At 43.4% G+C, this 21,305-nt stretch carries 23 protein-coding genes and 1 tRNA gene; 6 read left to right on the forward strand and 18 right to left on the reverse strand.

Going from position 1 to position 21,305, the window contains the following annotated elements:
- Nucleotides 1-57 precede the first annotated feature (57 nt).
- The 4 genes from VSA01S_RS17565 to mutY form a co-directional block, all read right to left on the reverse strand.
- A tRNA-Phe gene (locus VSA01S_RS17565) sits at nucleotides 58-133 on the reverse strand.
- Between the two features lie 109 nt (nucleotides 134-242).
- Nucleotides 243-1,373, reverse strand: a complete 1,131-nt coding sequence (gene mltC / locus VSA01S_RS17570) for a membrane-bound lytic murein transglycosylase MltC (RefSeq protein ID WP_039979928.1) — start codon at nucleotides 1,371-1,373, stop codon at nucleotides 243-245.
- Between the two features lie 80 nt (nucleotides 1,374-1,453).
- The gene (locus tag VSA01S_RS17575) at nucleotides 1,454-1,726 is read right to left on the reverse strand and encodes an oxidative damage protection protein (RefSeq protein WP_039979927.1); all 273 of its coding nucleotides are present in this window, start codon (nucleotides 1,724-1,726) and stop codon (nucleotides 1,454-1,456) included.
- Nucleotides 1,727-1,745: 19 nt separating this feature from the next.
- Nucleotides 1,746-2,822, reverse strand: coding sequence for an A/G-specific adenine glycosylase (gene mutY, locus VSA01S_RS17580; RefSeq protein ID WP_039979926.1), 1,077 nt, complete (start codon nucleotides 2,820-2,822; stop codon nucleotides 1,746-1,748).
- Between the two features lie 208 nt (nucleotides 2,823-3,030).
- On the opposite strand from mutY, the gene trmB reads away from it, so the two are divergent.
- The 3 genes from trmB (at nucleotide 3,031) to glsB (ending at nucleotide 5,800) form a co-directional block, all read left to right on the forward strand.
- Nucleotides 3,031-3,750, forward strand: coding sequence for a tRNA (guanosine(46)-N7)-methyltransferase TrmB (gene trmB, locus VSA01S_RS17585; RefSeq protein ID WP_021711372.1), 720 nt, complete (start codon nucleotides 3,031-3,033; stop codon nucleotides 3,748-3,750).
- 11 nt (nucleotides 3,751-3,761) lie between these two features.
- On the forward strand, nucleotides 3,762-4,790 hold the full coding sequence (locus tag VSA01S_RS17590; RefSeq protein WP_039979925.1) for a TRM11 family SAM-dependent methyltransferase: 1,029 nt from the start codon (nucleotides 3,762-3,764) through the stop codon (nucleotides 4,788-4,790).
- A gap of 89 nt (nucleotides 4,791-4,879) precedes the next feature.
- Nucleotides 4,880-5,800: a glutaminase B gene (gene glsB / locus VSA01S_RS17595; RefSeq protein WP_039979924.1), complete on the forward strand. Its 921-nt coding sequence runs from the start codon at nucleotides 4,880-4,882 to the stop codon at nucleotides 5,798-5,800.
- A 32-nt stretch (nucleotides 5,801-5,832) separates the two neighbouring features.
- Here glsB and hemW read toward each other — a convergent pair whose 3' ends face one another.
- The 6 genes from hemW to VSA01S_RS17625 form a co-directional block, all read right to left on the reverse strand.
- On the reverse strand, nucleotides 5,833-7,008 hold the full coding sequence (gene hemW / locus VSA01S_RS17600; RefSeq protein WP_039979923.1) for a radical SAM family heme chaperone HemW: 1,176 nt from the start codon (nucleotides 7,006-7,008) through the stop codon (nucleotides 5,833-5,835).
- A 17-nt stretch (nucleotides 7,009-7,025) separates the two neighbouring features.
- Nucleotides 7,026-7,628: an XTP/dITP diphosphatase gene (locus VSA01S_RS17605; RefSeq protein ID WP_039979922.1), complete on the reverse strand. Its 603-nt coding sequence runs from the start codon at nucleotides 7,626-7,628 to the stop codon at nucleotides 7,026-7,028.
- Between the two features lie 152 nt (nucleotides 7,629-7,780).
- Entirely contained in the window at nucleotides 7,781-8,212 is a 432-nt protein-coding gene (locus VSA01S_RS17610; RefSeq protein ID WP_039979921.1) for a DUF4426 domain-containing protein, read from the reverse strand.
- Between the two features lie 22 nt (nucleotides 8,213-8,234).
- The gene (locus VSA01S_RS17615; RefSeq protein ID WP_039979920.1) at nucleotides 8,235-8,792 is read right to left on the reverse strand and encodes a YggT family protein; all 558 of its coding nucleotides are present in this window, start codon (nucleotides 8,790-8,792) and stop codon (nucleotides 8,235-8,237) included.
- Nucleotides 8,793-8,959: 167 nt separating this feature from the next.
- Nucleotides 8,960-9,778, reverse strand: coding sequence for a pyrroline-5-carboxylate reductase (gene proC / locus VSA01S_RS17620; RefSeq protein ID WP_039979919.1), 819 nt, complete (start codon nucleotides 9,776-9,778; stop codon nucleotides 8,960-8,962).
- 99 nt (nucleotides 9,779-9,877) lie between these two features.
- Nucleotides 9,878-10,591, reverse strand: coding sequence for a YggS family pyridoxal phosphate-dependent enzyme (locus tag VSA01S_RS17625; RefSeq protein ID WP_039979918.1), 714 nt, complete (start codon nucleotides 10,589-10,591; stop codon nucleotides 9,878-9,880).
- Nucleotides 10,592-10,619: 28 nt separating this feature from the next.
- On the opposite strand from VSA01S_RS17625, the gene VSA01S_RS17630 reads away from it, so the two are divergent.
- On the forward strand, nucleotides 10,620-11,660 hold the full coding sequence (locus VSA01S_RS17630) for a type IV pilus twitching motility protein PilT (RefSeq protein WP_039979916.1): 1,041 nt from the start codon (nucleotides 10,620-10,622) through the stop codon (nucleotides 11,658-11,660).
- A 19-nt stretch (nucleotides 11,661-11,679) separates the two neighbouring features.
- Nucleotides 11,680-12,786 carry a PilT/PilU family type 4a pilus ATPase gene (locus VSA01S_RS17635; protein ID WP_039979915.1) on the forward strand — a complete coding sequence of 369 codons (1,107 nt, stop codon included), beginning with the start codon at nucleotides 11,680-11,682 and terminating at the stop codon, nucleotides 12,784-12,786.
- Nucleotides 12,787-12,869: 83 nt separating this feature from the next.
- Here VSA01S_RS17635 and ruvX read toward each other — a convergent pair whose 3' ends face one another.
- The 8 genes from ruvX to metK form a co-directional block, all read right to left on the reverse strand.
- Nucleotides 12,870-13,295 carry a Holliday junction resolvase RuvX gene (gene ruvX / locus VSA01S_RS17640; protein ID WP_039979914.1) on the reverse strand — a complete coding sequence of 142 codons (426 nt, stop codon included), beginning with the start codon at nucleotides 13,293-13,295 and terminating at the stop codon, nucleotides 12,870-12,872.
- A 53-nt stretch (nucleotides 13,296-13,348) separates the two neighbouring features.
- Nucleotides 13,349-13,912, reverse strand: coding sequence for a YqgE/AlgH family protein (locus VSA01S_RS17645; RefSeq protein ID WP_039979913.1), 564 nt, complete (start codon nucleotides 13,910-13,912; stop codon nucleotides 13,349-13,351).
- A gap of 115 nt (nucleotides 13,913-14,027) precedes the next feature.
- Nucleotides 14,028-14,978 (reverse strand): glutathione synthase, encoded by a 951-nt coding sequence (gshB, locus tag VSA01S_RS17650; protein WP_039979912.1) that lies wholly within the window; start codon nucleotides 14,976-14,978, stop codon nucleotides 14,028-14,030.
- A gap of 13 nt (nucleotides 14,979-14,991) precedes the next feature.
- Nucleotides 14,992-15,723 carry a 16S rRNA (uracil(1498)-N(3))-methyltransferase gene (gene rsmE / locus VSA01S_RS17655; RefSeq protein ID WP_039979911.1) on the reverse strand — a complete coding sequence of 244 codons (732 nt, stop codon included), beginning with the start codon at nucleotides 15,721-15,723 and terminating at the stop codon, nucleotides 14,992-14,994.
- Between the two features lie 177 nt (nucleotides 15,724-15,900).
- Nucleotides 15,901-16,599, reverse strand: a complete 699-nt coding sequence (locus VSA01S_RS17660; protein WP_039979910.1) for an endonuclease — start codon at nucleotides 16,597-16,599, stop codon at nucleotides 15,901-15,903.
- Nucleotides 16,600-16,885: 286 nt separating this feature from the next.
- Nucleotides 16,886-17,383 carry a SprT family zinc-dependent metalloprotease gene (locus VSA01S_RS17665; RefSeq protein WP_102857613.1) on the reverse strand — a complete coding sequence of 166 codons (498 nt, stop codon included), beginning with the start codon at nucleotides 17,381-17,383 and terminating at the stop codon, nucleotides 16,886-16,888.
- Between the two features lie 67 nt (nucleotides 17,384-17,450).
- The gene (locus VSA01S_RS17670; RefSeq protein ID WP_039979908.1) at nucleotides 17,451-18,248 is read right to left on the reverse strand and encodes a DUF2189 domain-containing protein; all 798 of its coding nucleotides are present in this window, start codon (nucleotides 18,246-18,248) and stop codon (nucleotides 17,451-17,453) included.
- Nucleotides 18,249-18,675: 427 nt separating this feature from the next.
- Nucleotides 18,676-19,830: a methionine adenosyltransferase gene (gene metK, locus VSA01S_RS17675; RefSeq protein ID WP_039979907.1), complete on the reverse strand. Its 1,155-nt coding sequence runs from the start codon at nucleotides 19,828-19,830 to the stop codon at nucleotides 18,676-18,678.
- Between the two features lie 461 nt (nucleotides 19,831-20,291).
- Between metK and VSA01S_RS17680 the strand changes: the two genes are divergently transcribed.
- A partial coding sequence (locus tag VSA01S_RS17680; RefSeq protein WP_244949884.1) for a thiamine pyrophosphate-binding protein occupies nucleotides 20,292-21,305 on the forward strand: 1,014 nt, incomplete at its 3' end.

Below are 21,305 nucleotides of genomic sequence, written 5' to 3' on the forward strand. Positions count from 1 at the left end.
CATCTTATTCTTTGCAATGGTTGCTCGTGAACATTTAACACCAACAACATTTAATCGTGGTGCCCGGAGGCGGAATCGAACCACCGACACGAGGATTTTCAATCCTCTGCTCTACCGACTGAGCTATCCGGGCAACGGAGCGCTATTAAACGGATTTTCCTGCATTGCGTCAACCACTTTTTTTAAATAATTTCAAAAAAGTGTTCGTTCGGATGCTTTTTATTCAACTGTCATGATGAAGTTTACTGAGCGTTAAATTCCTTTTTGAATTTTGTGACTTTTTCTAAGTAACGTCGAGATTCACTATTGGGATGTTTTTTGGTCAGAGCCCAGTAGACTTGATTCGGCTTGAGTGAATTTAAATCTCTCATCGCTCGTTGTCTATTGCTCGAATGAAATGTATTTAGAACACCGCCAGTGCCTCCGTTGTAAGCTGAAATCATACTGTATTCTAGAGACGTTGGATTTTTCACCTCTTTTAGGTAGCGATTTTTTAGCAAGTAAAAGTAAGCCGTGCCAGTATCGATGTTGTTCTCTGGATTAAATAAATATTCAGGTGTTGGTTGGCCAGAACGTTTTTTGACTAATTTGAATACATCTCGCCCAGCTGTTTTAGGGACCACTTGCATTAATCCGTAAGCATTGGCCCAGCTCACAGCGTAAGGGTTAAAGCTGCTTTCAGTTTTGATGATGGCGTAGATAAGGTCTTCAGGTATGCCGTATTTTTTCGATGCTCTTTGCACTATATCTGCATACTGATAGCTGCGTTGAGAAAAATGGTCCTCAACCATTGGTATTTGAACGTAATAAGCTTTTTTAAAATCTACTTGCTTTGTTTTGATTTTATTTGCGATTAAGTAATCAGCGAAACGATTGGCTCGCCATGTCCATTGAATTGGCTTTTGGTCTTGATCCACGACTTGTTTATAGAGAAACGGCTGACCTTCCAGTTTGATTTCTTTTGAAGAAAATAAATCGACATTGGCGGGATCATCCGGAGTTAATAAGGTGGTGATGATTGCATTTTTTAGGTGTTTTTGAGGCTCTGTTGAAGAAACGGTTTCAATGGTGATTAATCCTTTTTGAAAATCGACTTCCGCACGACTTAAGTAATTATCAATGTACTTAACGTAGTTGCTTTTACCTGCAAACTTAATTTCACGTTGCCCCCAGCGTTTTTTGATATTTCCTGAAAAGCTGCTGATCAGGGCATCTAATGCTTCGGTATCTTTTTCGTATTGACCGGGCAGTTCGGCAAGGTTGACCGCAAAACGGTTAGTTGGCTCGTAATTCACGTCATAGAGTTGTTCAACGAATTCTCGACTACAGCCAGTAAGAAGTAAGGTTGCAGCAATAAAAGCAATTCTTTTCATAGATATTTTGGAGGGTCATAAAGGACGATGTGAGAAATGACGCCGTATTATCTACGGCGGCATCATGATGAGAAAGGGGATTACTCACTCGGAGGTGTGTAGCCTTCAATATGAACTTCCTTGCCTTCAAAGAGGAAGTTCACCATTTCAGTTTCGAGAAGCTTGCGATGCTCTGGATCCATCATGTTGAGTTTCTTTTCATTAATCAACATGGTTTGTTTATGTTGCCACTGGGCCCATGCTTCTTTTGAAATGTTATCAAAGATGCGTTTACCGAGTTCACCTGGGTAAAGTTGAAAGTCGAGGCCTTCAGCTTCTTTGTTTAGTCGAGCACAAAAAACAGTACGGCTCATAGTGATTCCTTATAAGTAATTAACGAAGCTCGTGAGGTAGGGCTTCCAGTAGTAATTTTACTGGTGCAGCTAAACCGATGGCTTCAGGTTTAGATAAGTTATACCAAAGACCAGAGTTACCTTCCATGACCATATTGGATTGCTTGGATAATTCAATCAAAATGGGCGTGATTTCGAGGTGGTAATGGCTGAATGTATGACGAAAAGTAATTAATGTCTGCTGACGCTCAATATCGGCTTCTTTGATACCTCGTTGTTCAAGCAAGTGCTCGATATCACTCTCTTGCTCGACATGATCGGTTTGCGGGAAGCAAAATAACCCTCCCCAAATCCCCGTTTGTGGCCTTTGTTCTAGCCAAACCTCATCGCCAGATTGGTCTTTATAATGCAGCATGACGAATCGGGTTTGCTTTATTGGTTTGTCTTTTTTGGGTTTTTTTCCTGGGTAATCGAGTACATTCCCCTGTTTATTTGCAGTACAAAGTGTGCTCACAGGGCATAGGGTGCACTTGGGTTTACTACGGGTACAGACCATTGCCCCCATGTCCATCATCGCTTGATTATATTTATCAACATCAATGTGCGGTGTATGTTGCTCAGCGATTTGCCACAATTGTTTTTCTACTTTTTTTTGTCCTGGCCACCCTTCGATAGCAAAACATCGGGCAAGAGTACGTTTGACGTTGCCATCTAAAATCGCGTGCGGCTGTTTGTGCACAGAAGAGAGAATGGCAGCAGCAGTAGAACGACCAATACCAGGCAAAGCATTCATTTGCTCTATATCGAGAGGGAATTCTCCTTGGTGATTTTGCACGACTTCTTGAGCGGCTTTGTGAAGATTGCGTGCTCGAGCATAGTAGCCAAGCCCAGTCCACAGGTGCAGCACTTCATCTTGCTTGGCATTGGCAAGGTCGGCAACGGTTGGGAATCGTTCTAAAAAACGCTGATAGTATGGAATGACGGTAGCAACTTGAGTTTGCTGAAGCATAATTTCAGATAGCCAAACGCTATAAGCAGTTTTATTTTGCTGCCACGGAAGCGTTTTTCTGCCATAAGCGTCATACCATTTTAAGATGGCTTGGGTGAATGAGGTCACGACTTGCTCTGTATTCTATTCTTTATTGGTTAGGAGTAAAATTGCACCATAAATAGTGGCGTAAGTAAAACAGATAAACTGTAGGGATATTGATTCTCAATGGTGTGATTGTTTGGCCGTTAATGGCGAATGACTAAACAAAAACTTGCACCTAAGTGAATTCTTTGGATAATCCCCGCTTTGATTAATCAATGTGCAGGCAAAATCAATGAGTGAAGTAACCACTAACGAGTACAACGAAGACGGTAAAATGATCCGAAAAATTCGCAGTTTCGTGCGTCGTGAAGGCCGTTTAACGAAAGGCCAAGAAAATGCGATGAATGAATGCTGGCCAACGATGGGAATTGATTACAAAACGGAACTTCTTGATTGGAAAGAAGTCTTTGGTAATGATAACCCAGTTGTGCTTGAGATCGGTTTTGGTATGGGTGCTTCATTGGTTGAGATGGCAAAGAATGCGCCAGAGAAAAATTTCATTGGTATCGAAGTTCATAGCCCAGGCGTTGGTGCTTGTTTGGCGGATGCTCGTGAGGCTGGTGTTACTAACCTACGGGTGATGTGTCACGACGCAGTGGAAGTTTTTGAGCATATGATTCCTGATGCGAGCCTAGCAACGCTACAGCTGTTCTTCCCAGACCCATGGCATAAAAAGCGTCACCACAAGCGTCGTATCGTACAGTTAGAGTTCGCTGAAATGGTTCGTCAGAAGCTTATCCTTAATGAAGGTATCTTCCACATGGCGACTGACTGGGAAAACTACGCTGAACACATGATTGAAATCATGAATCAAGCTCCAGGGTTTGAAAATATTGCTTCAGAAGGTGATTTTATTCCTCGCCCTGAAGAGCGTCCATTGACCAAATTTGAAGCTCGCGGCCATCGTCTGGGTCATGGCGTGTGGGACATTAAGTTCAAAAGAACGGCGTAAGGAGTCAGTTGATGTACCATTACGCGATATTAGCGAATCCGGGGCATAACCGAATTTACTTTGATAGCGCTATGACCATTGCATGTTCTGAGCTAAAGGCAATATTAGTATCGGAAGGCGTGCAAGTTGAGGAGATCGGCAACAAAGATGTGGGGCTACCTGCGGCACTTGTGTTCTCTTGCGACACAGAGTTGAGTGAAGCTCAGGCTGGTAGGATTGCCGCATCGTCTATCTATTATGCGCTATTTGAAGTGTGTGCAGATGGCTTGCTACGTCCAATTAAGGCACCTGCATTCAATACTTTCCCTGAGAGCATGAGCCAGATCTTGCGTTATACGGGTAAGACAAACGAGCAGTTTACGCGTTTGATGGTGAACCTAGGCGTCAGTGCTGCTAACACGGGCAGTGCGCAATTAACGCTGATGGATCCTATGTGTGGTAAAGGTACAACACTGTTTGAAGGTTTGATCCACGGTTTGAATGTTGTGGGTGTTGAGATCAACCAGAAATGGGTTCAAGAAATCCAAACTTTCATCGTTAAATTTATGAAAAATGGTCGCTTTAAGCACAAGGTGAGCAAAGAAAAGCGCACTTCTGGTGGTAAAAAAGTCGCCGATGGTTTTGTCGTTGAGGCCGCTGCAGATAAGAACGATTACACCAAAGGTAATGTTCAGGTAATGAAGCTGTACTCGGCAGATACGCGTATTGCTGACCAAGTGGTTAAGAAAAACTCGGTTGATGTGATGGTGTCTGATTTGCCCTATGGTGTGCAACATGGCAGTAAAAATGCCAAAGACAGCAAATTAAATCGCAGCCCACTAGAGCTTTTGCAAGAAGCATTACCCGCATGGAAAGTGGTATTGAAGAAGCAAGGTTCGGTCGTATTATCCTTCAACGAATTTACTTTAAAGTGGAAAGATGTGGCGGCATTATTTGAAGAACAAGGATTGCAGGTTTTGTCACAAGAGCCTTACATTGGTTACCTTCACCGAGTCGATCAATCGATAAACAGAAATATTATTGTAGCCATCAAGGCATAACTAACCGTTGCCCGAATGAATACAGAGTAAGCCAGCGTCAACGTTGGCTTTTTTCTCCTCTCTGAACCTAAATGACAAGAAGATAGAATATGAAACCGACAGCAAAAATTTTGACAGATATTCTGGCGGAAGTTCGTCCTTTAATTGGTCAAGGTAAAGTAGCCAATTACATCCCTGCTTTGAGTAAAGTGGCGAACACAAAGTTAGGTATCGCGGTTTATACAAACGACGGTGAGGTGATTCAAGCGGGAGATGCGCAAGAGCCTTTCTCTATACAATCTATCTCTAAAGCGCTAAGTTTGACTCTCGCAATGTGTTTATATAAGCAAGAAGAGATTTGGTCTCGAGTGGGAAAGGAGCCTTCGGGACAAGCGTTTAATTCATTAATCCAGTTAGAGATGGAACAAGGTATTCCGCGCAACCCATTTATTAATGCTGGGGCCATTGTGGTGGCCGATTTATTGCAAAGTCGTTTATCAGCACCACGTCAACGCCTACTGGAGTTCGCTCGTCAGCTTTCAGGTGATACTCATATTGTCTATGACAAAGTTGTTGCGGCTTCGGAAATGATGCATGGTGATCGTAATGCTGCAATTGCTTACTTAATGCGCTCATTTGGTAATTTTGATAATGAAGTGCTCCCGGTGCTACAAAATTATTTTCACGCGTGTGCACTTAAAATGAGTTGTGTCGATTTGGCTAAGACATTCAGTTATTTGGCAAATAAAGGTACGTCTGTCCATACAGGCAAGCAAATTGTTCCTGTTACAGAATCGAAGCAGTTGAATGCATTACTAGCGACTTGTGGTTTATATGATGGAGCGGGTGAGTTTGCCTATCGAGTCGGTATGCCGGGGAAATCTGGCGTAGGTGGAGGGATTATTGCGGTCGTGCCTGGAGCAATGACAATTGCAGTTTGGTCTCCAGAGCTTGACTCATCAGGTAACTCTCTTGCTGGTACTAAAGCGCTGGAATTACTGTCAGAGCGAATTGGTCGTTCGATTTTTTAGAGTGGGAGCATGATGCTCCCAATTCAATTATTTTACAGCTCTTCTTCTATCATAAATGCTTCCAGAAGGTCATTGAGAAACAGTTTGCCTTTCTCGGCAATTTTCCAATGACTCTCAGTTTCAATTAGATAACCCATGTCAATTGCCCAATTAATTTTGTCTTGAATTGAACTTAATGGTAGACCAGTTGTATCAATGTAGTCTTGCTTTGGACATGCTTCCATAAGGCGAAAGCGATTCATAAAGAACTCAAACGGACGATCTTCATCGGCGACCCATTGTTCATTATCGAGATAGGGTTTTACCATATTCTGGTATGCCATGAGGTAGCCACGAGGGTGTTTGATCTTAGTGGTTCGAATAATACGACCATCAGCAAAGCTCAGCTTACCGTGAGAGCCACAACCGATACCAAGGTAGTCACCAAAACGCCAGTAGTTAAGGTTATGCTGACACTGATAACCAGGTTTACTGTATCCCGAGATCTCATATTGAACGTAACCGGCTGCTGCAAGTTTTTCATGACCTTGTTCGAAAATATCCCACAAGTCATCATCATCAGGAAGAGTCGGTGGTTTGTAGTAGAACATGGTGTTTGGTTCAATGGTGAGCTGATACCAAGATAGGTGTGGTGGATCCAACTCGATGGCTTTGTCTAAATCCGCCAGAGCCTGTTCAATACTTTGATCAGGTAGACCATGCATTAAATCCAGATTAAAGCTGTTTAAACCAATATTATGAGCTAAATGTGCGGCGTTCACTGCTTCATCTTGACCATGAATTCGGCCTAAGCGTTGCAGCTTTTGTGGTTCAAAACTTTGTACACCGATCGAGATGCGTGTTACCCCTGCTTTTTGATAGCCCGCAAAGCGCTCTGCTTCAATTGTGCCTGGATTGGCTTCCATGGTGATTTCGATCTCAGGCTTGAATGGGATGCGAGCTTCGATACCTTTAAGCAGTCGTTCGATGCCTTTGGCTGAAATCAAACTGGGTGTCCCACCACCGATGAAGATCGAATGCAGTGGGCGGAGAGCGTCATTGAGTTGATATTTATCAATGTCGCTGTCCAAATCTTCAAGAAGGGCATTGATGTAGGCCTCTTCAGGAATATCGGCTTTGAGCTCGTGAGAGTTAAAGTCGCAATAAGGGCACTTTTGTACACACCATGGAATGTGGACATATAAACTCAGTGCTGGTGGCATTAACATGATCGATTCACTCGTCATTACTGAGAGGTTTGCTCAGAGAGTTGAGCAAACAACGACTTGAGCGCTTTACCGCGATGAGACAATTGTTTCTTACGTGCAGGTTCAAGTTCGGCTGAGGCGCAGTTGTCCTCTGGCACAAAAAAGATCGGGTCGTAGCCAAAACCATTCTCGCCATGAGCCTCGGTCAGGATACGACCTTCCCATTTACCATGACAAATAATCGGTGTTGGATCGTTCTCGTGGCGCATTAAAACTAAAACGCAGTGAAAGCGGGCAGTACGTTCTGTTTCAGGTACGCCTTCCATTGCTTGTAGGAGCTTTTCTACATTCTCTCTATCTGAGGCTTTTTCACCAGCGTAACGTGCTGAGTAAATACCGGGTGCCCCCTTTAAATAATCCACCTCTAATCCAGAATCATCGGCAATAGCAGGTAGGCCTGTTTGCTGGGCTGCGTGGCGAGCTTTAATTATGGCATTTTCAATGAAGGTAGTGCCCGTTTCTGCAACTTCAGATACGTTAAATTCATTTTGCGGCAATATATCAAAGCCAAAGTTTGACAAAAGATCTGCCATTTCTCTCACTTTGCCCTGATTACCTGTTGCTAGCACTATCTTTTTCATGATTGTCTCTTTCTGTAGCGATTAGGGAAGAGCGTCTTGCTCTCCCTAGTTAAATAGGTTGGAGTGCTCCCTAGCTTCTCAAGATCAATGAGACTTTCGGATGCTAAAATTGGGTTTTGGAGATGCACTGCTTTTGATCTACAGCAACCCAATTACTCTTCGACATAAAAGGTTTGGGTGAATTTTAACTTCCCAGTGCCTTTATTACCTGCATTAATGTCGATATCGAAGGTAAACGTTTCTTCATTGGTAATCGGTAATTGTGCCAAGTAATAGATAGCTTTGCCTTCTTTCACGGTTTGGAACGTCAGTTTACGCGTTTGCCCAAGTAAGTTTTTGGCTTGTCCAGTGATACCGGCTTCGATTGCTGGTTTGTTCAACCCTTTATTATCCAGCACACTGATATTCACTACGGCATTGTAACCATTACGCTTAATATCATTGTTACGTGCGATCTCGGGCGTTAGAAAAGTTGAGTTAAATGCAATGTAGTGAACTTCAGTATCTTTGATGGCTTTGAATTGTTCAGCAATGCAGGATAAAGACAATAGGCTAAACACTAGGGCAATAATCCATTTACTCATCAGTATTTCCTCGCTTTTGACTTTATAGTTGCATCCAAACTGGACCAATCAAATCGCTCATTAGGAAGTTGGCAAATTGTAAAGCAATAAACAGAACGAGTACGCTTAAATCGATGCCCCCCATTGCTGGAATGACGCGACGGATAGGTGCAAGCATAGGTTCTGTTAGCTGGTGGAATACGTATTCGATAGGGCTACGGCCTTGGCTGACCCAACTTAGAATCGCGCGGATGAGCAATACCCAAAAGACTAAACCACCAGCCGCTTTAATCAAAGACAGTAAGCTAAGGAAGATAAAACTGCTACTGAAAGCAAAGGACCCTTTTGAGGCGATTAAGGTGAGTGACACGAATTTTAGTAAACATAGAACATAAGCAAATAAGACGGTTGCTAGGTCAATACTGCCTAAAGGTGGAATCAAACGTCGCAATGGGCCGACAACCGGTTGGGTTGCTTTGACAATAAATTGCGAGAATGGGTTGTAGAAATCTGCTCGTGCAGCTTGCAACCAAACCCGTAAAATTACGATCATAATGTATAGATCAAATAGGGTTGAGATGAGAAAACTCATTGAATTCATAAGGTACCCTTAACAAGTAGTGATTAAAACTAATCGGTCAGTACAACCCAATTAGCCAATAAAATCCATTAGTAATTAAAAGAATAAGTAATGAAAGGTACCCGTAATTAGATCAATTAATCCGTTATGATTTTTAGTTCGGGGACACTGTTTCATTGTTTTATGACTTAAAACAACTGCTCCATTTCTTCAGCACGTTTTACCGCAGCTTGCATAGCTTTCGCTACGATATCAGAGAGTTGGTGCTCATTAAAGGTGCGCAGTGCTTCAGCTGTAGTACCTCCTTTTGACGTGACGTTTTCACGTAAGGTAGCCAATTCAGTATTTGGGTTCTCGACAACCATGCTTGTGGCTCCGAGAGCAGATTGTTCTACCAGTAAACGAGCAGTATCTTTATCAAATCCTTGAGCGATAGCTTCTGCTTGCATAGCTTCCATAAACAGGAAGAAGTAAGCCGGGGCGCTGCCCGCTGCTGCAATCACATTATTAATGTCAGATTCTTGTTCAACCCAGCATACCTTCCCAACGGCTTGCATGAGCTGGGCCGCAAAATTTTTGTCTTGCTCTAAAACACCATCAGAAGCATAAAGTCCACTCATACCTAGACCTAATTGAGAAGGCGTGTTTGGCATCACACGAACTAGATTGAGTTTCGTTGCCAGCATATCATTTAAACGTGAACAACTGATACCTGCTGCAATGGAAATCACAAGCTTATCATCAAAGTTGATGGCTTGAAGCGGCTTACATACTTCGGCCATCATTTGTGGCTTTACCGATAAAACCACAACATCTGCTTCAGAGGCAGCCATTAAATTATCACTGGTGGTATGGATACCAAAGGAGTCTTCTAAAGGTAAACGCCGAGTTTCTGAAGGAGCTGTTGCGGTTATGCTTTGTGTTGGGTAGCCGCTAGTAATAAGGCCAGAAACAATGGCTTTTACCATATTTCCTGCTCCGATAAAGGCTATTTTTTTCTTTTCCATATACCTAATGTCCAAACTCAATTGTTTATTATTGTTTTTATGTACCCATATATCCTAGTAACTTGAGAGCTCTGGGGTACATTGCCGAGTGATAACAGGTTAAAGGTGTTTTGGGCTGTAGTCGCGCTGGCCAAAAATAGCCGTGCCGATACGAACCATAGTACTTCCTGCTTCAATTGCTGCTGTCATGTCACCACTCATTCCCATTGAAAGTGTGTCGACATCTGGGGAGTGCTGAGCTAATTTTTGTTGTAGTTCTGCGAGCTGCTTAAACGCTTCAAGTTGTGTATGGTAGTTTGAGACGTTCGCAGGAATTGACATCAACCCTCTTAATGTGAGGTTGGGCAAGTGAGAAATCAACTCAGCTAGCTCGAATAGTTCGTCGCAATTCACTCCTGATTTGGATGCCTCATTACTGATATTGACTTGGATCAGAACTTGTAATGGACCTTTATCAACAGGTCTTTGCTCATTAAGACGAGTGGCTATTTTTGCGCGGTCAATAGTGTGAACCCAATCGAAATGTTCGGCAATAGGGCGTGTTTTATTGGATTGAATTGGCCCGATAAAGTGCCATTCAATGCGATTGTTTGGATAATGGTCGGTAAAATACTGAATTTTATCGACGCCTTCTTGGACATAGTTTTCGCCAAATGCGATTTGTCCTGCTTGATATGCTTCGAGTAAAGCCTCTACTGGCTTTGTTTTACTGACGGCAAGAAGTTGGACAGACTCAGGAGCACGCTGGCATGCTTGCTCATCGTGACGGATTTGAGAGGTGATGTGCTCAATATTTTGTTGAATACTACTCATAACTGTACTTTAGATTTAAGGACTGTAAATGGATATCACTGAGTTACTGGATTTTAGTGTAAAACATAATGCTTCAGATCTACATCTTTCTGCAGGCGTATCTCCTATGGTACGCATTGATGGCGACGTTAGAAAGTTAGGTGTTCCTGCCCTAACACACCAAGAAGTTCATAGTTTGGTGTTTGAAATCATGAACGATGCCCAGCGTAACGAGTTTGAAGAGAAGCTGGAAGTCGACTTTTCATTTGAGTTACATAATGTTGGCCGTTTTCGTGTTAATGCTTTTAATCAATCTCGTGGTTGTGCTGCGGTCTTTCGTGCCATTCCAGGTACCATCCCCACATTAGAATCTTTAGATGCTCCGGACATTTTCAAAAAAATTGCCAATGCAGAAAAGGGGCTTGTTCTGGTAACTGGCCCCACAGGATCAGGTAAATCAACCACCTTAGCTGCCATTGTTGACTACATTAACCGCAATCACAACAAACATATTCTAACGATTGAAGATCCGATCGAATTTATCCATCCAAATATTAAATGCTTGATCAACCAGCGTGAAGTTCATCGAGATACTCGCAGTTTTGCCAATGCGTTACGCAGTGCGTTACGTGAGGATCCTGATGTGATTCTGTTAGGTGAGATGCGTGATAAAGAGACCATCAGTTTGGCATTGACGGCGGCTGAAACCGGGCACCTGGTACTTGGGACCTTACACACAAGCTCAGCGGCAAAAACCATTGATCGGATTATTGATGTGTTCCCCGGCAGCGATAAAGATATGGTGCGCTCGATGCTTTCGGAATCTTTGCGGTCGGTGATTGCACAAAAGCTTTTAAAACGTAACGGTGGCGGTCGAGTCGCCTGCCATGAAATTATGATGGGAACACCAGCGATACGTAATCTTGTTCGTGAAGATAAAATTGCTCAGATGTACTCAATCATTCAAACAGGGGCGGCTTACGGGATGCAAACGATGGAGCAACACGCACGTCAATTGCTGTCTCAAGGCATTGTGTCTCGAGATGAGGTGGATCAAAAAGTCGAACTTGAAGCACAACACTTCTCATAACCTAAGGACAAAAATATAAATGGACTTAGATATCTTTCTCGAAAGGATGCGAGATTTAAATGCGTCCGATCTCTATATCACGGTCGGCGCTCCCATATTATTTCGTGTGGATGGAGAACTGCGTCCACAAGGAGATGCATTAACTCAGCCTGAAGTTGAATGTCTCCTTGATAGTACGATGGACCCTGAACGTAGGGCTTCTTTTCGTCGTAGTTATGAATCAAATTTTGCCATCGTGCGAGAAAGTGGTCGTTTCCGAATCAGTGCTTTTTTTCAACGTGAATTACCAGGGGCGGTGATTCGCCGTATCGAAACTAAGATACCGACATTTGAACAACTGCAATTACCGGCTATTTTGCAAAATCTTGCGGTTGCCAAGCGGGGATTAGTCTTGGTGGTTGGGGCGACTGGCTCGGGTAAATCAACCACAATGGCGGCGATGACGGGGTATCGTAACAGCAATAAATCCGGGCATATTTTGACAGTGGAAGACCCTATCGAATTTGTCCATCAACACCAGCGCTGTATTGTCACCCAACGAGAAGTTGGCTTAGATACCGAAAGCTATGAGGTTGCGCTGAAAAACTCGTTACGTCAGGCTCCTGATATGATCCTGATTGGAGAGATTCGTACACGGGAGACCATGGAGTATGCCATGACTTTTGCCGAAACGGGGCATTTGTGTATGGCAACGTTGCATGCAAACAATGCTAACCAAGCCTTAGAGCGTATTTTACATCTTGTACCCAGTGATCAAAAACAGCAGTTTCTATTCGATTTATCCATGAACTTAAAAGGGGTGGTGGGGCAGCAATTGATCCGCGATAAAAATGGTCACGGACGTCACGGTGTGTTTGAAATATTATTAAATAGCCCACGGGTTGCAGAACTGATCCGGAGAGGGGATTTATATGAGCTCAAATCGACCATGGCTCACTCGAAAGAATTTGGTATGCAGACTTTCGACCAATCACTCTATAAGCTGGTTATGCAAGGAAAAATCAGTGAAGAAGATGCGTTGTACAGTGCTGACTCATCGAATGACTTACGTTTGATGCTAAAAACACAACGTGGAGACGGGATATCCTCGGGGTCGTTGACGAATGTTAAAATCACCATGGACTGAGAGAAGTGATACCCAAGCATTTTGAGGTTACTTGGGTATCAATATATTTGGAATCTTTGGAAAGTTGATGAACCAGCAGATACTTATTCTGCCCAAAGGTTTTCAAACCAGCTTTCTAGAATGATGACGGCGGATTGGCAATCAACATTACCTTTTGATAGGGCTTTGTAGCCTCCCATATCAAAGAGTTCAGCGCGAGCTTCTGTGGTTGATAAACGCTCGTCATGCAGTTCAACAGGCAGACCAAAGCGACCTTGAAGGCGATTGGCAAACTTTTTTGCTCTGGGAGTGATTGTTTCAAGCGCTTTGCCGTGTAGGTCGGTGGGTAAGCCGACAACCAGTAAATTAGGCTGCCATTCCTTTATCTGTCTTTCGATATCATCCCAGTTTGGAATACCATCATTGGCTTTAAATGCTTTTAAAGGTGAAGCGGTACCGGTAATTTCTTGGCCGATAGCGCTACCGATACTTTTGGTGCCAAAGTCAAAGGCCATAATTGTACGTGACATAGGGTGTTTCGAATCTCAATTAGGTGGAAAATGTAATCTGTTAAACAAACCTATTATGCATGACCTGCGTCTGAGGATAATTGGCTTGGATTGATACCGAGCTTTTCGACGGCTTTTGCCCAACGTTCAGTAATTGGGGTATCGAAAATGATCTCTGGTGTTGCTTCAATCGTTAACCATGAGTTTTCTGTAAGTTCCATTTCGAGTTGTCCTGGGCTCCAACCAGAGTAACCCAGAGCAACCAGATAATTACTTGGCTCTGCTTCTGTTCCGAGCACAGAAAGAATGTCGCGTGATGTGGTTACAGCTAACTCATCGGTCATTTGAATACTTGATTCATAATAATCTTTCGGTTTGTGCAGGATAAAACCTCGATCTTCTGAAATCGGTCCTCCATTGTAAACGGGCTTATCTAAGCTGTCCTCAAAGAGACGTGGATGCACTGGCTGAACTTCGACCTGCTTAAGCATATTGCCGATAGTAATATCGACAGGAGCGTTAATCATTAGACCCATTGCTCCTTCTTCGTTGTGTTCGCACACGTAAATGACTCTATGTTGAAAGTAAGGGTCTTTCATTCCGGGCATGGCAACTAAAAAATAGTTCTTTAGGTTCATTCCATTTCAGCCTTTTTGTTGTCATTCAAGCAAGCGCAGCACTCGTTAAGTTGTGATTACGCCAGCTTAATCTAATTGATGGGTCTCTCTATTAAATGTACTACAATTTGGCGAGCTATTCGTCTTTAATACGACGTTCAATCGCATCCATGAGTTTTCCAGTAATAGAAATGCCAAAGGCGGCTTCAATTTCGCGAATGCAGGTTGGGCTGGTGACGTTGATTTCAGTCAGTTTATCACCGATTACGTCAAGTCCTACAAAAATAAGTCCTTTCTCTTTTAGAGTCGGGGCAACAGCTTGTGCAATCTTCATATCCGTTTCACTAAGAGGTCGAGCTTCGCCTGTCCCGCCAGCGGCTAAATTACCGCGAGTCTCTCCTTTTGCCGGAATACGCGCTAGACAATAAGGCATCGGCTCACCATCTACGATAAGGATACGCTTATCGCCATTGCTAATATCCGGTACAAAAGTTTGCGCCATCGCGTAGCTCTGGCCATGGTTCGTCAGGGTTTCTATAATGACTGATACGTTTGGATCGTCTTCTTTAACACGGAAAATGGATGCACCACCCATACCATCGAGGGGTTTTAGAATCACATCGCCGTGTTCTTCACGGAAAGCTTTAATTTTTTCTGCTTTGCGAGTCACAATGGTGGTTGGTGTGAGATCTGGGAACCAAGCTGTGAACAGTTTTTCGTTACAGTCACGTAGGCTCTGTGGTTTATTGACAATCAGAGCGCCTTGATCTTCAGCCCGCTCAAGGATGTAGGTCGCATAGATGTATTCAGTGTCGAATGGAGGATCTTTACGCATGAGTACAGCATCAAGTTCAGAAAGTTCGATAGTCTGCTCTGATTTGAATTGGTACCAACCGTTGGGATCCTCTTTGAGTTCAACTATTTTGGTGTCGGCAATGGCTTTACCTTGGTCTAGATGAAGGTCGCTCATTTCCATATAGTGAATGTCGTAGCCACGACGCTGTGCTTCAAGCATCATGGCAAAACTAGAATCTTTTTTGATATTAATGGACGAGATTGGGTCCATTACTATTCCGAGTTTAAGCATTGTATTTCTCCATTTAACCAAGGTCGCCAAAACGAACTTGTAAAGCGGTAATTGCGGTTAAAGCGGCCGTTTCAGTTCTAAGCACACGAGGACCTAATAAGGTTTCTTCAAATTGATGCTCACGAGTCATTTCGATCTCGCCTGATGATAATCCGCCTTCTGGACCGATTAAGAGACGCACTTTTTCAATCGGAGTTGGCAGCGTATTGATTGAGTATTTTGCTCGCGGATGTAAATTTAATCTCAAACCGTCGAATGACTCTTGGCACCATTGCTCTAGTGTCATGACTGGGCGGATTTCAGGAACACGGTTACGGCCACATTGTTCACAAGCGCTGATCGCAATTTTTTGCCATTGGGCGAGCTTTTTTTCAAAGCGTTTTTGATCGAGCTTTACACCGCAGCGCTCGGAAATAAGTGGGGTGATGCTATTGACGCCAAGTTCTACCGATTTTTGGATGGTGAATTCCATTTTGTCACCTCGGGAGACGACTTGGCCAAGATGCAGATCGAGTGGTGATTCAATGTTATTTTCTACACGTTCAGAGAGCTCAACCATAACACTTTTCTTTGTGACTTGGCTAATGACGGCCGGGAATTCTGCACCACTGCCGTCAAACAGAAGGACGGCTTGACCCTCTTTCATTCGTAGCACTCGACCTATATGGCCAGTGGCTTCTTCGCTTAAAGCGAGGGCTCCAAGTTGTTGAATGGTTTCTGGGTGATAAATTCGAGGGATACGCATCGTGTTGTTTTTTCCTGCATACGCGAGTGTTGAGACACTAACATGGATGCTTTTTATCGAAAAAACAAGGGGCAGCTAAGGGCTTTCCTTGAACAATTCGTCCCTTCCTCCATGTCATGGTGAAAGGGATTGATCAATGTTCGACGTTATCGAAAGCCCTGAAAGAGCTAACCGTGCTTAAAGAATCGTTTTGCAAGCAGCTTGTACGTATGGATTATGGTTACCTTGAATGTGTGCGATTCGCTGATCACGCTCGCATTCCCATTTATCAGCAGGGTACGTTTTGTTCCAGGCACTCATCAATTGATTTTGTGATTTAGAAAGTTTGAAGCCGTAATGCTTGCTCATATAAAGGTATGTTCTAGCGATTGAACCACGAGCTCGATCGGGTGGCATGACTTTACGTTGTTTGAAGTTAACTTGCATGTCACAGTGGCCATAGCTTGCGCCATCTTTTCCTTTCCACTGACTGAAGTTGTAATTAGAACGGTCACCATTCACTTCGCCAATTGCAGGAGTTAGGTTGTGCAAATCCGCTTCCATTAAACGAAATGCTTTGTCGCTACGAGAGCAGTTCTTTCGTCCACCTTTTTGCCAACATTGACGTTGATGACCAAATTGCCAAGCTGGCACCACATGTTCCCACTCTATACGAGAAGCCCGTTTTTGTTGTTTGCGAATTTGGTATCCACAGGACGAAAGATCTGGAATCCCCTTTTTACCTTGCCATTGGATTTGGCAGCCACAGTAAAAGCTGGTGGGGTGATCTTGGTAAATTTTGACCGCCTCTCTTTTGGCGGCAGAAAAAGAACTCGGTGGAGCGGCAAGAGTTGATGTTGAGAAAAAAAATAGTGATAAATAGAACAGATATTTCATAAGTAAAAGGACTATAAAAGTATGAAGTTATCCATTCTAACACGCAAAAATCAAATTTTATGATCGAGAGGGTTGACCTGTTGATATGATCGCTTTTTATAACCAAGTCTTCGGTTTGTCCAGCAAGTGAAATACCAAAGTCTGAGAGTTAAGGTCGCTCGCTCTGAATCAAGCATCTTGAAGTCACTAGGGGAGACTATCAAAAGCGATGACTCATAAAATCTATGAGCCGTTATAATGGGTGAATTTTTGGGGGCTTTAGAGGCTGCTTCTGGTGTTTCGTAAACTAGGAGAGCTGGACACCGGTAAACGCTAATAAGCAGCGACATTTTTGACAAGAATAAGTCGCTTGATTGCGTTGGACCTTATTATGGCGACGAATGGAAAGCGGGTAGGTCGTACAATGACAGCGGTATTCAAAAGTTTTACCTTGTACTGAAGCAACGTCGAAGCTATGAGTGGTTTTAGCGGGTACCCGAAACACATTCTCCATAATGTCTTGCCATTCTTTACCGTGCGGTTGAACACGACCGTAGGTCTGATAAGCGATCAAGTGAGCGACTTCGTGAGGAATCACTTCTTCAAAGAAGGCGGTTGGGTTTTCGTCAAAAAGAATGGGGTTGAGGCGAATTTCATTGCGTTGTAAGTAGGCTTTTCCTGCTGCTTTACCACGAACATTGAAGTTGCAAGAAGGCACTGAAAAAGTACGTTTAAATGCCTGATCAGCTTTGATGACACAATTGACGATCACTTGTCTGACTTTGTCACTTTGCTGATGTTTCACTCTGTACCTCATTTAATCACAAAAAAGCCCCCGCAGTTGCGAGGGCCCAAATCATACCATTTGTTATTTAAGGTGTGTGCTTTTTCTTAATCGTTGCATGGTAAGCGTGCCATGTTCCGTAGCCTAAGATAGGCATAGTAAACAGCATACCAATACCGTAGGTCGCGAAGCCAATGAGTATGCCCGTGCAAATAATAATGGCCCAAACAATCATTGCGGAAATATTCGATTTTACAGCGTTAAAGCTTGTAAATACGGCGGTCATCATATCGACTCTTCTTTCCATCATTAAGGGGATCGAAAAGGCTGAGATGCTAAAAACGACACAGGCCAAAACAAATCCAACCACAGAACCAATGGCTAAAAATGGTAAAAACTCACTTAAAGGTGCACCTTGTACAGCAGGGTATATTGCATGCAGAAGAGCAGCAATTCGCATCCAAAAGATCATGCTGATCGCTAACAGTACTGCAAATGCCCATTGTGATGTTGAATTTCGACTGATGGCTTTCATTGAATGAAGTAAGCTCGGTCTATGGCCACGTTCTCTCTCCCAACTCGCATCATAGAGCCCAAGAGCCAAAAAGGGGCCAATCAGCATATAGATAACCAAGCTGGGCATCACCACCAAGTGTGAGCCTTGCCATTCAACTAACAGAACGATGCCGACAGCTGCAACCATGAAACACATGCCATAAAAGGCACTAATAAAAGGCATCCTAACGAAATCATGGCAGCCTAACGCTAGCCAGTGGAAGGGAGAAGTCATGGTGACTTTATTGCAGGCAATGGTTCTGGCGTAGTGTTGGTCAGACTTCGATTTGTGTTTATTTTGGATCTCAGATGGATTTACTGTTCGAGGCATAATTCCTCCTTGATTTATTCCATGATGTCGATCTGTACCAAACGAAACAAGCTTTAACCCATCTCATTATTTGTCTTACTTGTAGACTGAGTGTGTCGCTGTCATTCGTATAAAGCGACATAAATTCTCATTCGTTTTTATTTACGTAAAACCTTTCCAACTGCTCGCTGTGTTTGGTATCAAGCCGTAAATGAGTGCAGTATTAGTGACGATGATTCACCAATAGAACACAACAAAATGCCCTCAGTGACAAAACGTCTTTGAGCATCACATTTAACTATCGGTGGGGATGATGAAATTTACAAATAATTGCTGTCTTTTTGTTCAATTTAAGGGGTCTAATTTAGGTGGGAGTAGTATTACACCAGGAATGAGAGGCATAAAAAAACCCTCGCAATAGCAAGGGTTTTGTTATTCAGTGCTGATGTTATTTGATACCAGCGAAGTCTCTTAGCAGGTGTGCCTTGTCTGTAGCTTCCCAAGGGAACTCGTCACGACCAAAGTGGCCATATGCTGCTGTCTTCTTGTAGATTGGTTGCAGAAGGTTCAGCATTTCTTGTAGGCCGTATGGGCGTAGATCGAAGTGCTGACGTACAGCTTCAATGATGATGTCGTGTGACACTTTTTCTGTACCAAATGTTTCCACCATGATGGAGGTTGGATCAGCAACACCGATTGCGTAAGAAAGTTGGATTTCACAACGATCAGCCATGCCTGCAGCGACAATATTTTTCGCTACGTAACGTGCTGCGTAAGCGGCAGAGCGGTCTACTTTCGATGGATCTTTACCAGAGAATGCCCCCCCACCGTGACGAGCAGCCCCGCCGTACGTATCTACGATGATTTTACGGCCTGTTAGACCACAGTCACCCATAGGGCCACCGATTACGAAACGGCCAGTTGGGTTGATGAAGAAATTGGTTTCTTTGTTGATCCACTCAGAAGGCAATACTGGTTTAATGATCTCTTCCATTACCGCTTCGCGTAGATCTGGCGTAGAGATGGAATCACAGTGCTGAGTTGAAAGAACAACAGCATCAATACCAACAATGTTGCCTTGGTCGTACTGGAAGGTTACCTGAGATTTTGCATCTGGACGAAGGAAATCCAGTTTACCGCTCTTACGAACTTCAGCTTGCTTTTTCACTAGCAGGTGAGAGTAAGTGATTGGAGCAGGCATTAGGATCTCAGTTTCGTTGGTTGCGTAACCAAACATGATACCTTGGTCACCAGCACCTTGCTCTTTAGGATCTTCCTTATCAACACCTTGATTGATATCTGGAGACTGTTTACCAATGGTATTTAGAACAGCACAAGAGTCTGCATCAAAACCCATGTCAGAATGAACGTAACCAATTTCGCGAACGGTTTCACGAGTGATTTCCTCGATATCAACCCATGCAGAGGTGGTTACTTCACCGCCAACCATAACCATGCCGGTTTTGACGTAAGTTTCACAAGCAACACGTGCCTTCGGGTCTTGCTCAAGAATTGCATCAAGAACGGCGTCAGAAATTTGGTCTGCGATTTTATCTGGATGGCCTTCTGAAACAGATTCAGAAGTGAACAGGTGCTTAGCCATGATAGCTCCAATCTTAAGGTTTACTCGTATAGTGCACTCATATTAGTGGACTATGGAAATACAATACAGCCTGTAGCTGTTTCTACATCTAGACGTCTATTTTAAGTTTACACACTCAAATTACAAGTTCTTTTTATAAAGAGGTGAGTATTATTTATCTGCTAATCGTTTGCTTTATCGTCTGAAGTCGCTGGTATATATGACTTAAAATCCCGTATTGATGCTAGAATCGAAAGTTAATATGTTATGTATCATACGTTTTTGATAGGTTTAATTTAGGTTCACTTAGTCTCTTCCATTTTTAAGCAATTTAAATTGTTGCAATAAAAAATAATGAGTAAAAGCACTCACAAATAAAGAGTAAACGTTTGCAGTCGCAATTTTGCTTTGAGAGAATGAACGCAGCATTCAATGTGCTTACATCTTTTTATCAATTTGCTTTCATGTACTCAGGAGCAGACATGCCTTCTCGCAATCTTCTTTCGAACAAACAGCTCGCTAATGCTATCCGTGCTCTTAGCATGGACGGTGTACAACAGGCCAATTCTGGTCACCCTGGTGCACCTATGGGCATGGCTGACATCGCTGAAGTTCTTTGGCGTTCTCACTTAAACCATAATCCAGCAAACCCTGACTGGGTTGACCGTGACCGTTTTGTGCTTTCAAATGGTCATGGCTCTATGCTGATTTATTCTTTATTGCATCTAAGTGGTTATGAGTTGTCGATCGACGATTTAAAAAACTTCCGTCAACTGCATTCTAAAACTCCAGGTCATCCTGAATACGGTTATGCGCCTGGTATCGAAACAACAACGGGTCCTTTAGGTCAAGGCATCACTAATGCAGTCGGTATGGCGATGGCTGAAAAAGCACTAGCGGCACAATTCAACAAAGAAGGCCACGAGATCGTTAATCACTTTACTTATGCCTTCATGGGTGATGGCTGCTTGATGGAAGGTGTTTCGCACGAGGCTTGCTCTCTTGCTGGTACACTAGGTCTTGGCAAGCTGATCGCGTTCTGGGATGACAATGGCATCTCTATCGACGGTCACGTTGAAGGTTGGTTCTCCGATGATACACCTAAACGTTTTGAAGCTTATGGTTGGCACGTTATTCCAGCGGTAGATGGCCACGATCCTGAAGCAATTAACGCTGCTATCATTGCTGCAAAAGTAGATCCACGACCTACGCTTATCTGTACTAAGACGATCATCGGCTTTGGTTCGCCAAACAAAGCGGGTTCACACGACTGTCATGGTGCGCCACTCGGTGCTGAAGAGATTGCAGCAGTGCGTGAGTTTTTAGGCTGGGAGCATCCTGCCTTCGAAATTCCTGCGGATGTGTATGCTCAATGGGATGCAAAAGAAGCAGGTACAGCGAAAGAAGCGGCATGGAACGAAAAATTTTCTGCTTATCAAGCTGCGCATCCTGAGTTGGCTGCAGAATTCAAACGCCGTGTAAACGGTGACTTACCC

This window comes from Vibrio sagamiensis NBRC 104589, from assembly GCF_007990935.1.
GTDB classification, from domain to species: Bacteria; Pseudomonadota; Gammaproteobacteria; order Enterobacterales; family Vibrionaceae; genus Vibrio; species Vibrio sagamiensis.

What these genes read in the sequence shown, in the direction of transcription:
- mltC (WP_039979928.1), bottom strand. Translation starts at nt 1,373, where the DNA reads ATGAAAAGAATTGCTTTTATTGCTGCAACCTTACTTCTTACTGGCTGT.
- VSA01S_RS17575 (WP_039979927.1), bottom strand. Translation starts at nt 1,726, where the DNA reads ATGAGCCGTACTGTTTTTTGTGCTCGACTAAACAAAGAAGCTGAAGGC.
- trmB (WP_021711372.1), top strand. Translation starts at nt 3,031, where the DNA reads ATGAGTGAAGTAACCACTAACGAGTACAACGAAGACGGTAAAATGATC.
- VSA01S_RS17590 (WP_039979925.1), top strand. Translation starts at nt 3,762, where the DNA reads ATGTACCATTACGCGATATTAGCGAATCCGGGGCATAACCGAATTTAC.
- glsB (WP_039979924.1), top strand. Translation starts at nt 4,880, where the DNA reads ATGAAACCGACAGCAAAAATTTTGACAGATATTCTGGCGGAAGTTCGT.
- hemW (WP_039979923.1), bottom strand. Translation starts at nt 7,008, where the DNA reads ATGTTAATGCCACCAGCACTGAGTTTATATGTCCACATTCCATGGTGT.
- VSA01S_RS17605 (WP_039979922.1), bottom strand. Translation starts at nt 7,628, where the DNA reads ATGAAAAAGATAGTGCTAGCAACAGGTAATCAGGGCAAAGTGAGAGAA.
- VSA01S_RS17610 (WP_039979921.1), bottom strand. Translation starts at nt 8,212, where the DNA reads ATGAGTAAATGGATTATTGCCCTAGTGTTTAGCCTATTGTCTTTATCC.
- VSA01S_RS17615 (WP_039979920.1), bottom strand. Translation starts at nt 8,792, where the DNA reads ATGAATTCAATGAGTTTTCTCATCTCAACCCTATTTGATCTATACATT.
- proC (WP_039979919.1), bottom strand. Translation starts at nt 9,778, where the DNA reads ATGGAAAAGAAAAAAATAGCCTTTATCGGAGCAGGAAATATGGTAAAA.
- VSA01S_RS17625 (WP_039979918.1), bottom strand. Translation starts at nt 10,591, where the DNA reads ATGAGTAGTATTCAACAAAATATTGAGCACATCACCTCTCAAATCCGT.
- VSA01S_RS17630 (WP_039979916.1), top strand. Translation starts at nt 10,620, where the DNA reads ATGGATATCACTGAGTTACTGGATTTTAGTGTAAAACATAATGCTTCA.
- VSA01S_RS17635 (WP_039979915.1), top strand. Translation starts at nt 11,680, where the DNA reads ATGGACTTAGATATCTTTCTCGAAAGGATGCGAGATTTAAATGCGTCC.
- ruvX (WP_039979914.1), bottom strand. Translation starts at nt 13,295, where the DNA reads ATGTCACGTACAATTATGGCCTTTGACTTTGGCACCAAAAGTATCGGT.
- VSA01S_RS17645 (WP_039979913.1), bottom strand. Translation starts at nt 13,912, where the DNA reads ATGAACCTAAAGAACTATTTTTTAGTTGCCATGCCCGGAATGAAAGAC.
- gshB (WP_039979912.1), bottom strand. Translation starts at nt 14,978, where the DNA reads ATGCTTAAACTCGGAATAGTAATGGACCCAATCTCGTCCATTAATATC.
- rsmE (WP_039979911.1), bottom strand. Translation starts at nt 15,723, where the DNA reads ATGCGTATCCCTCGAATTTATCACCCAGAAACCATTCAACAACTTGGA.
- VSA01S_RS17660 (WP_039979910.1), bottom strand. Translation starts at nt 16,599, where the DNA reads ATGAAATATCTGTTCTATTTATCACTATTTTTTTTCTCAACATCAACT.
- VSA01S_RS17670 (WP_039979908.1), bottom strand. Translation starts at nt 18,248, where the DNA reads ATGCCTCGAACAGTAAATCCATCTGAGATCCAAAATAAACACAAATCG.
- metK (WP_039979907.1), bottom strand. Translation starts at nt 19,830, where the DNA reads ATGGCTAAGCACCTGTTCACTTCTGAATCTGTTTCAGAAGGCCATCCA.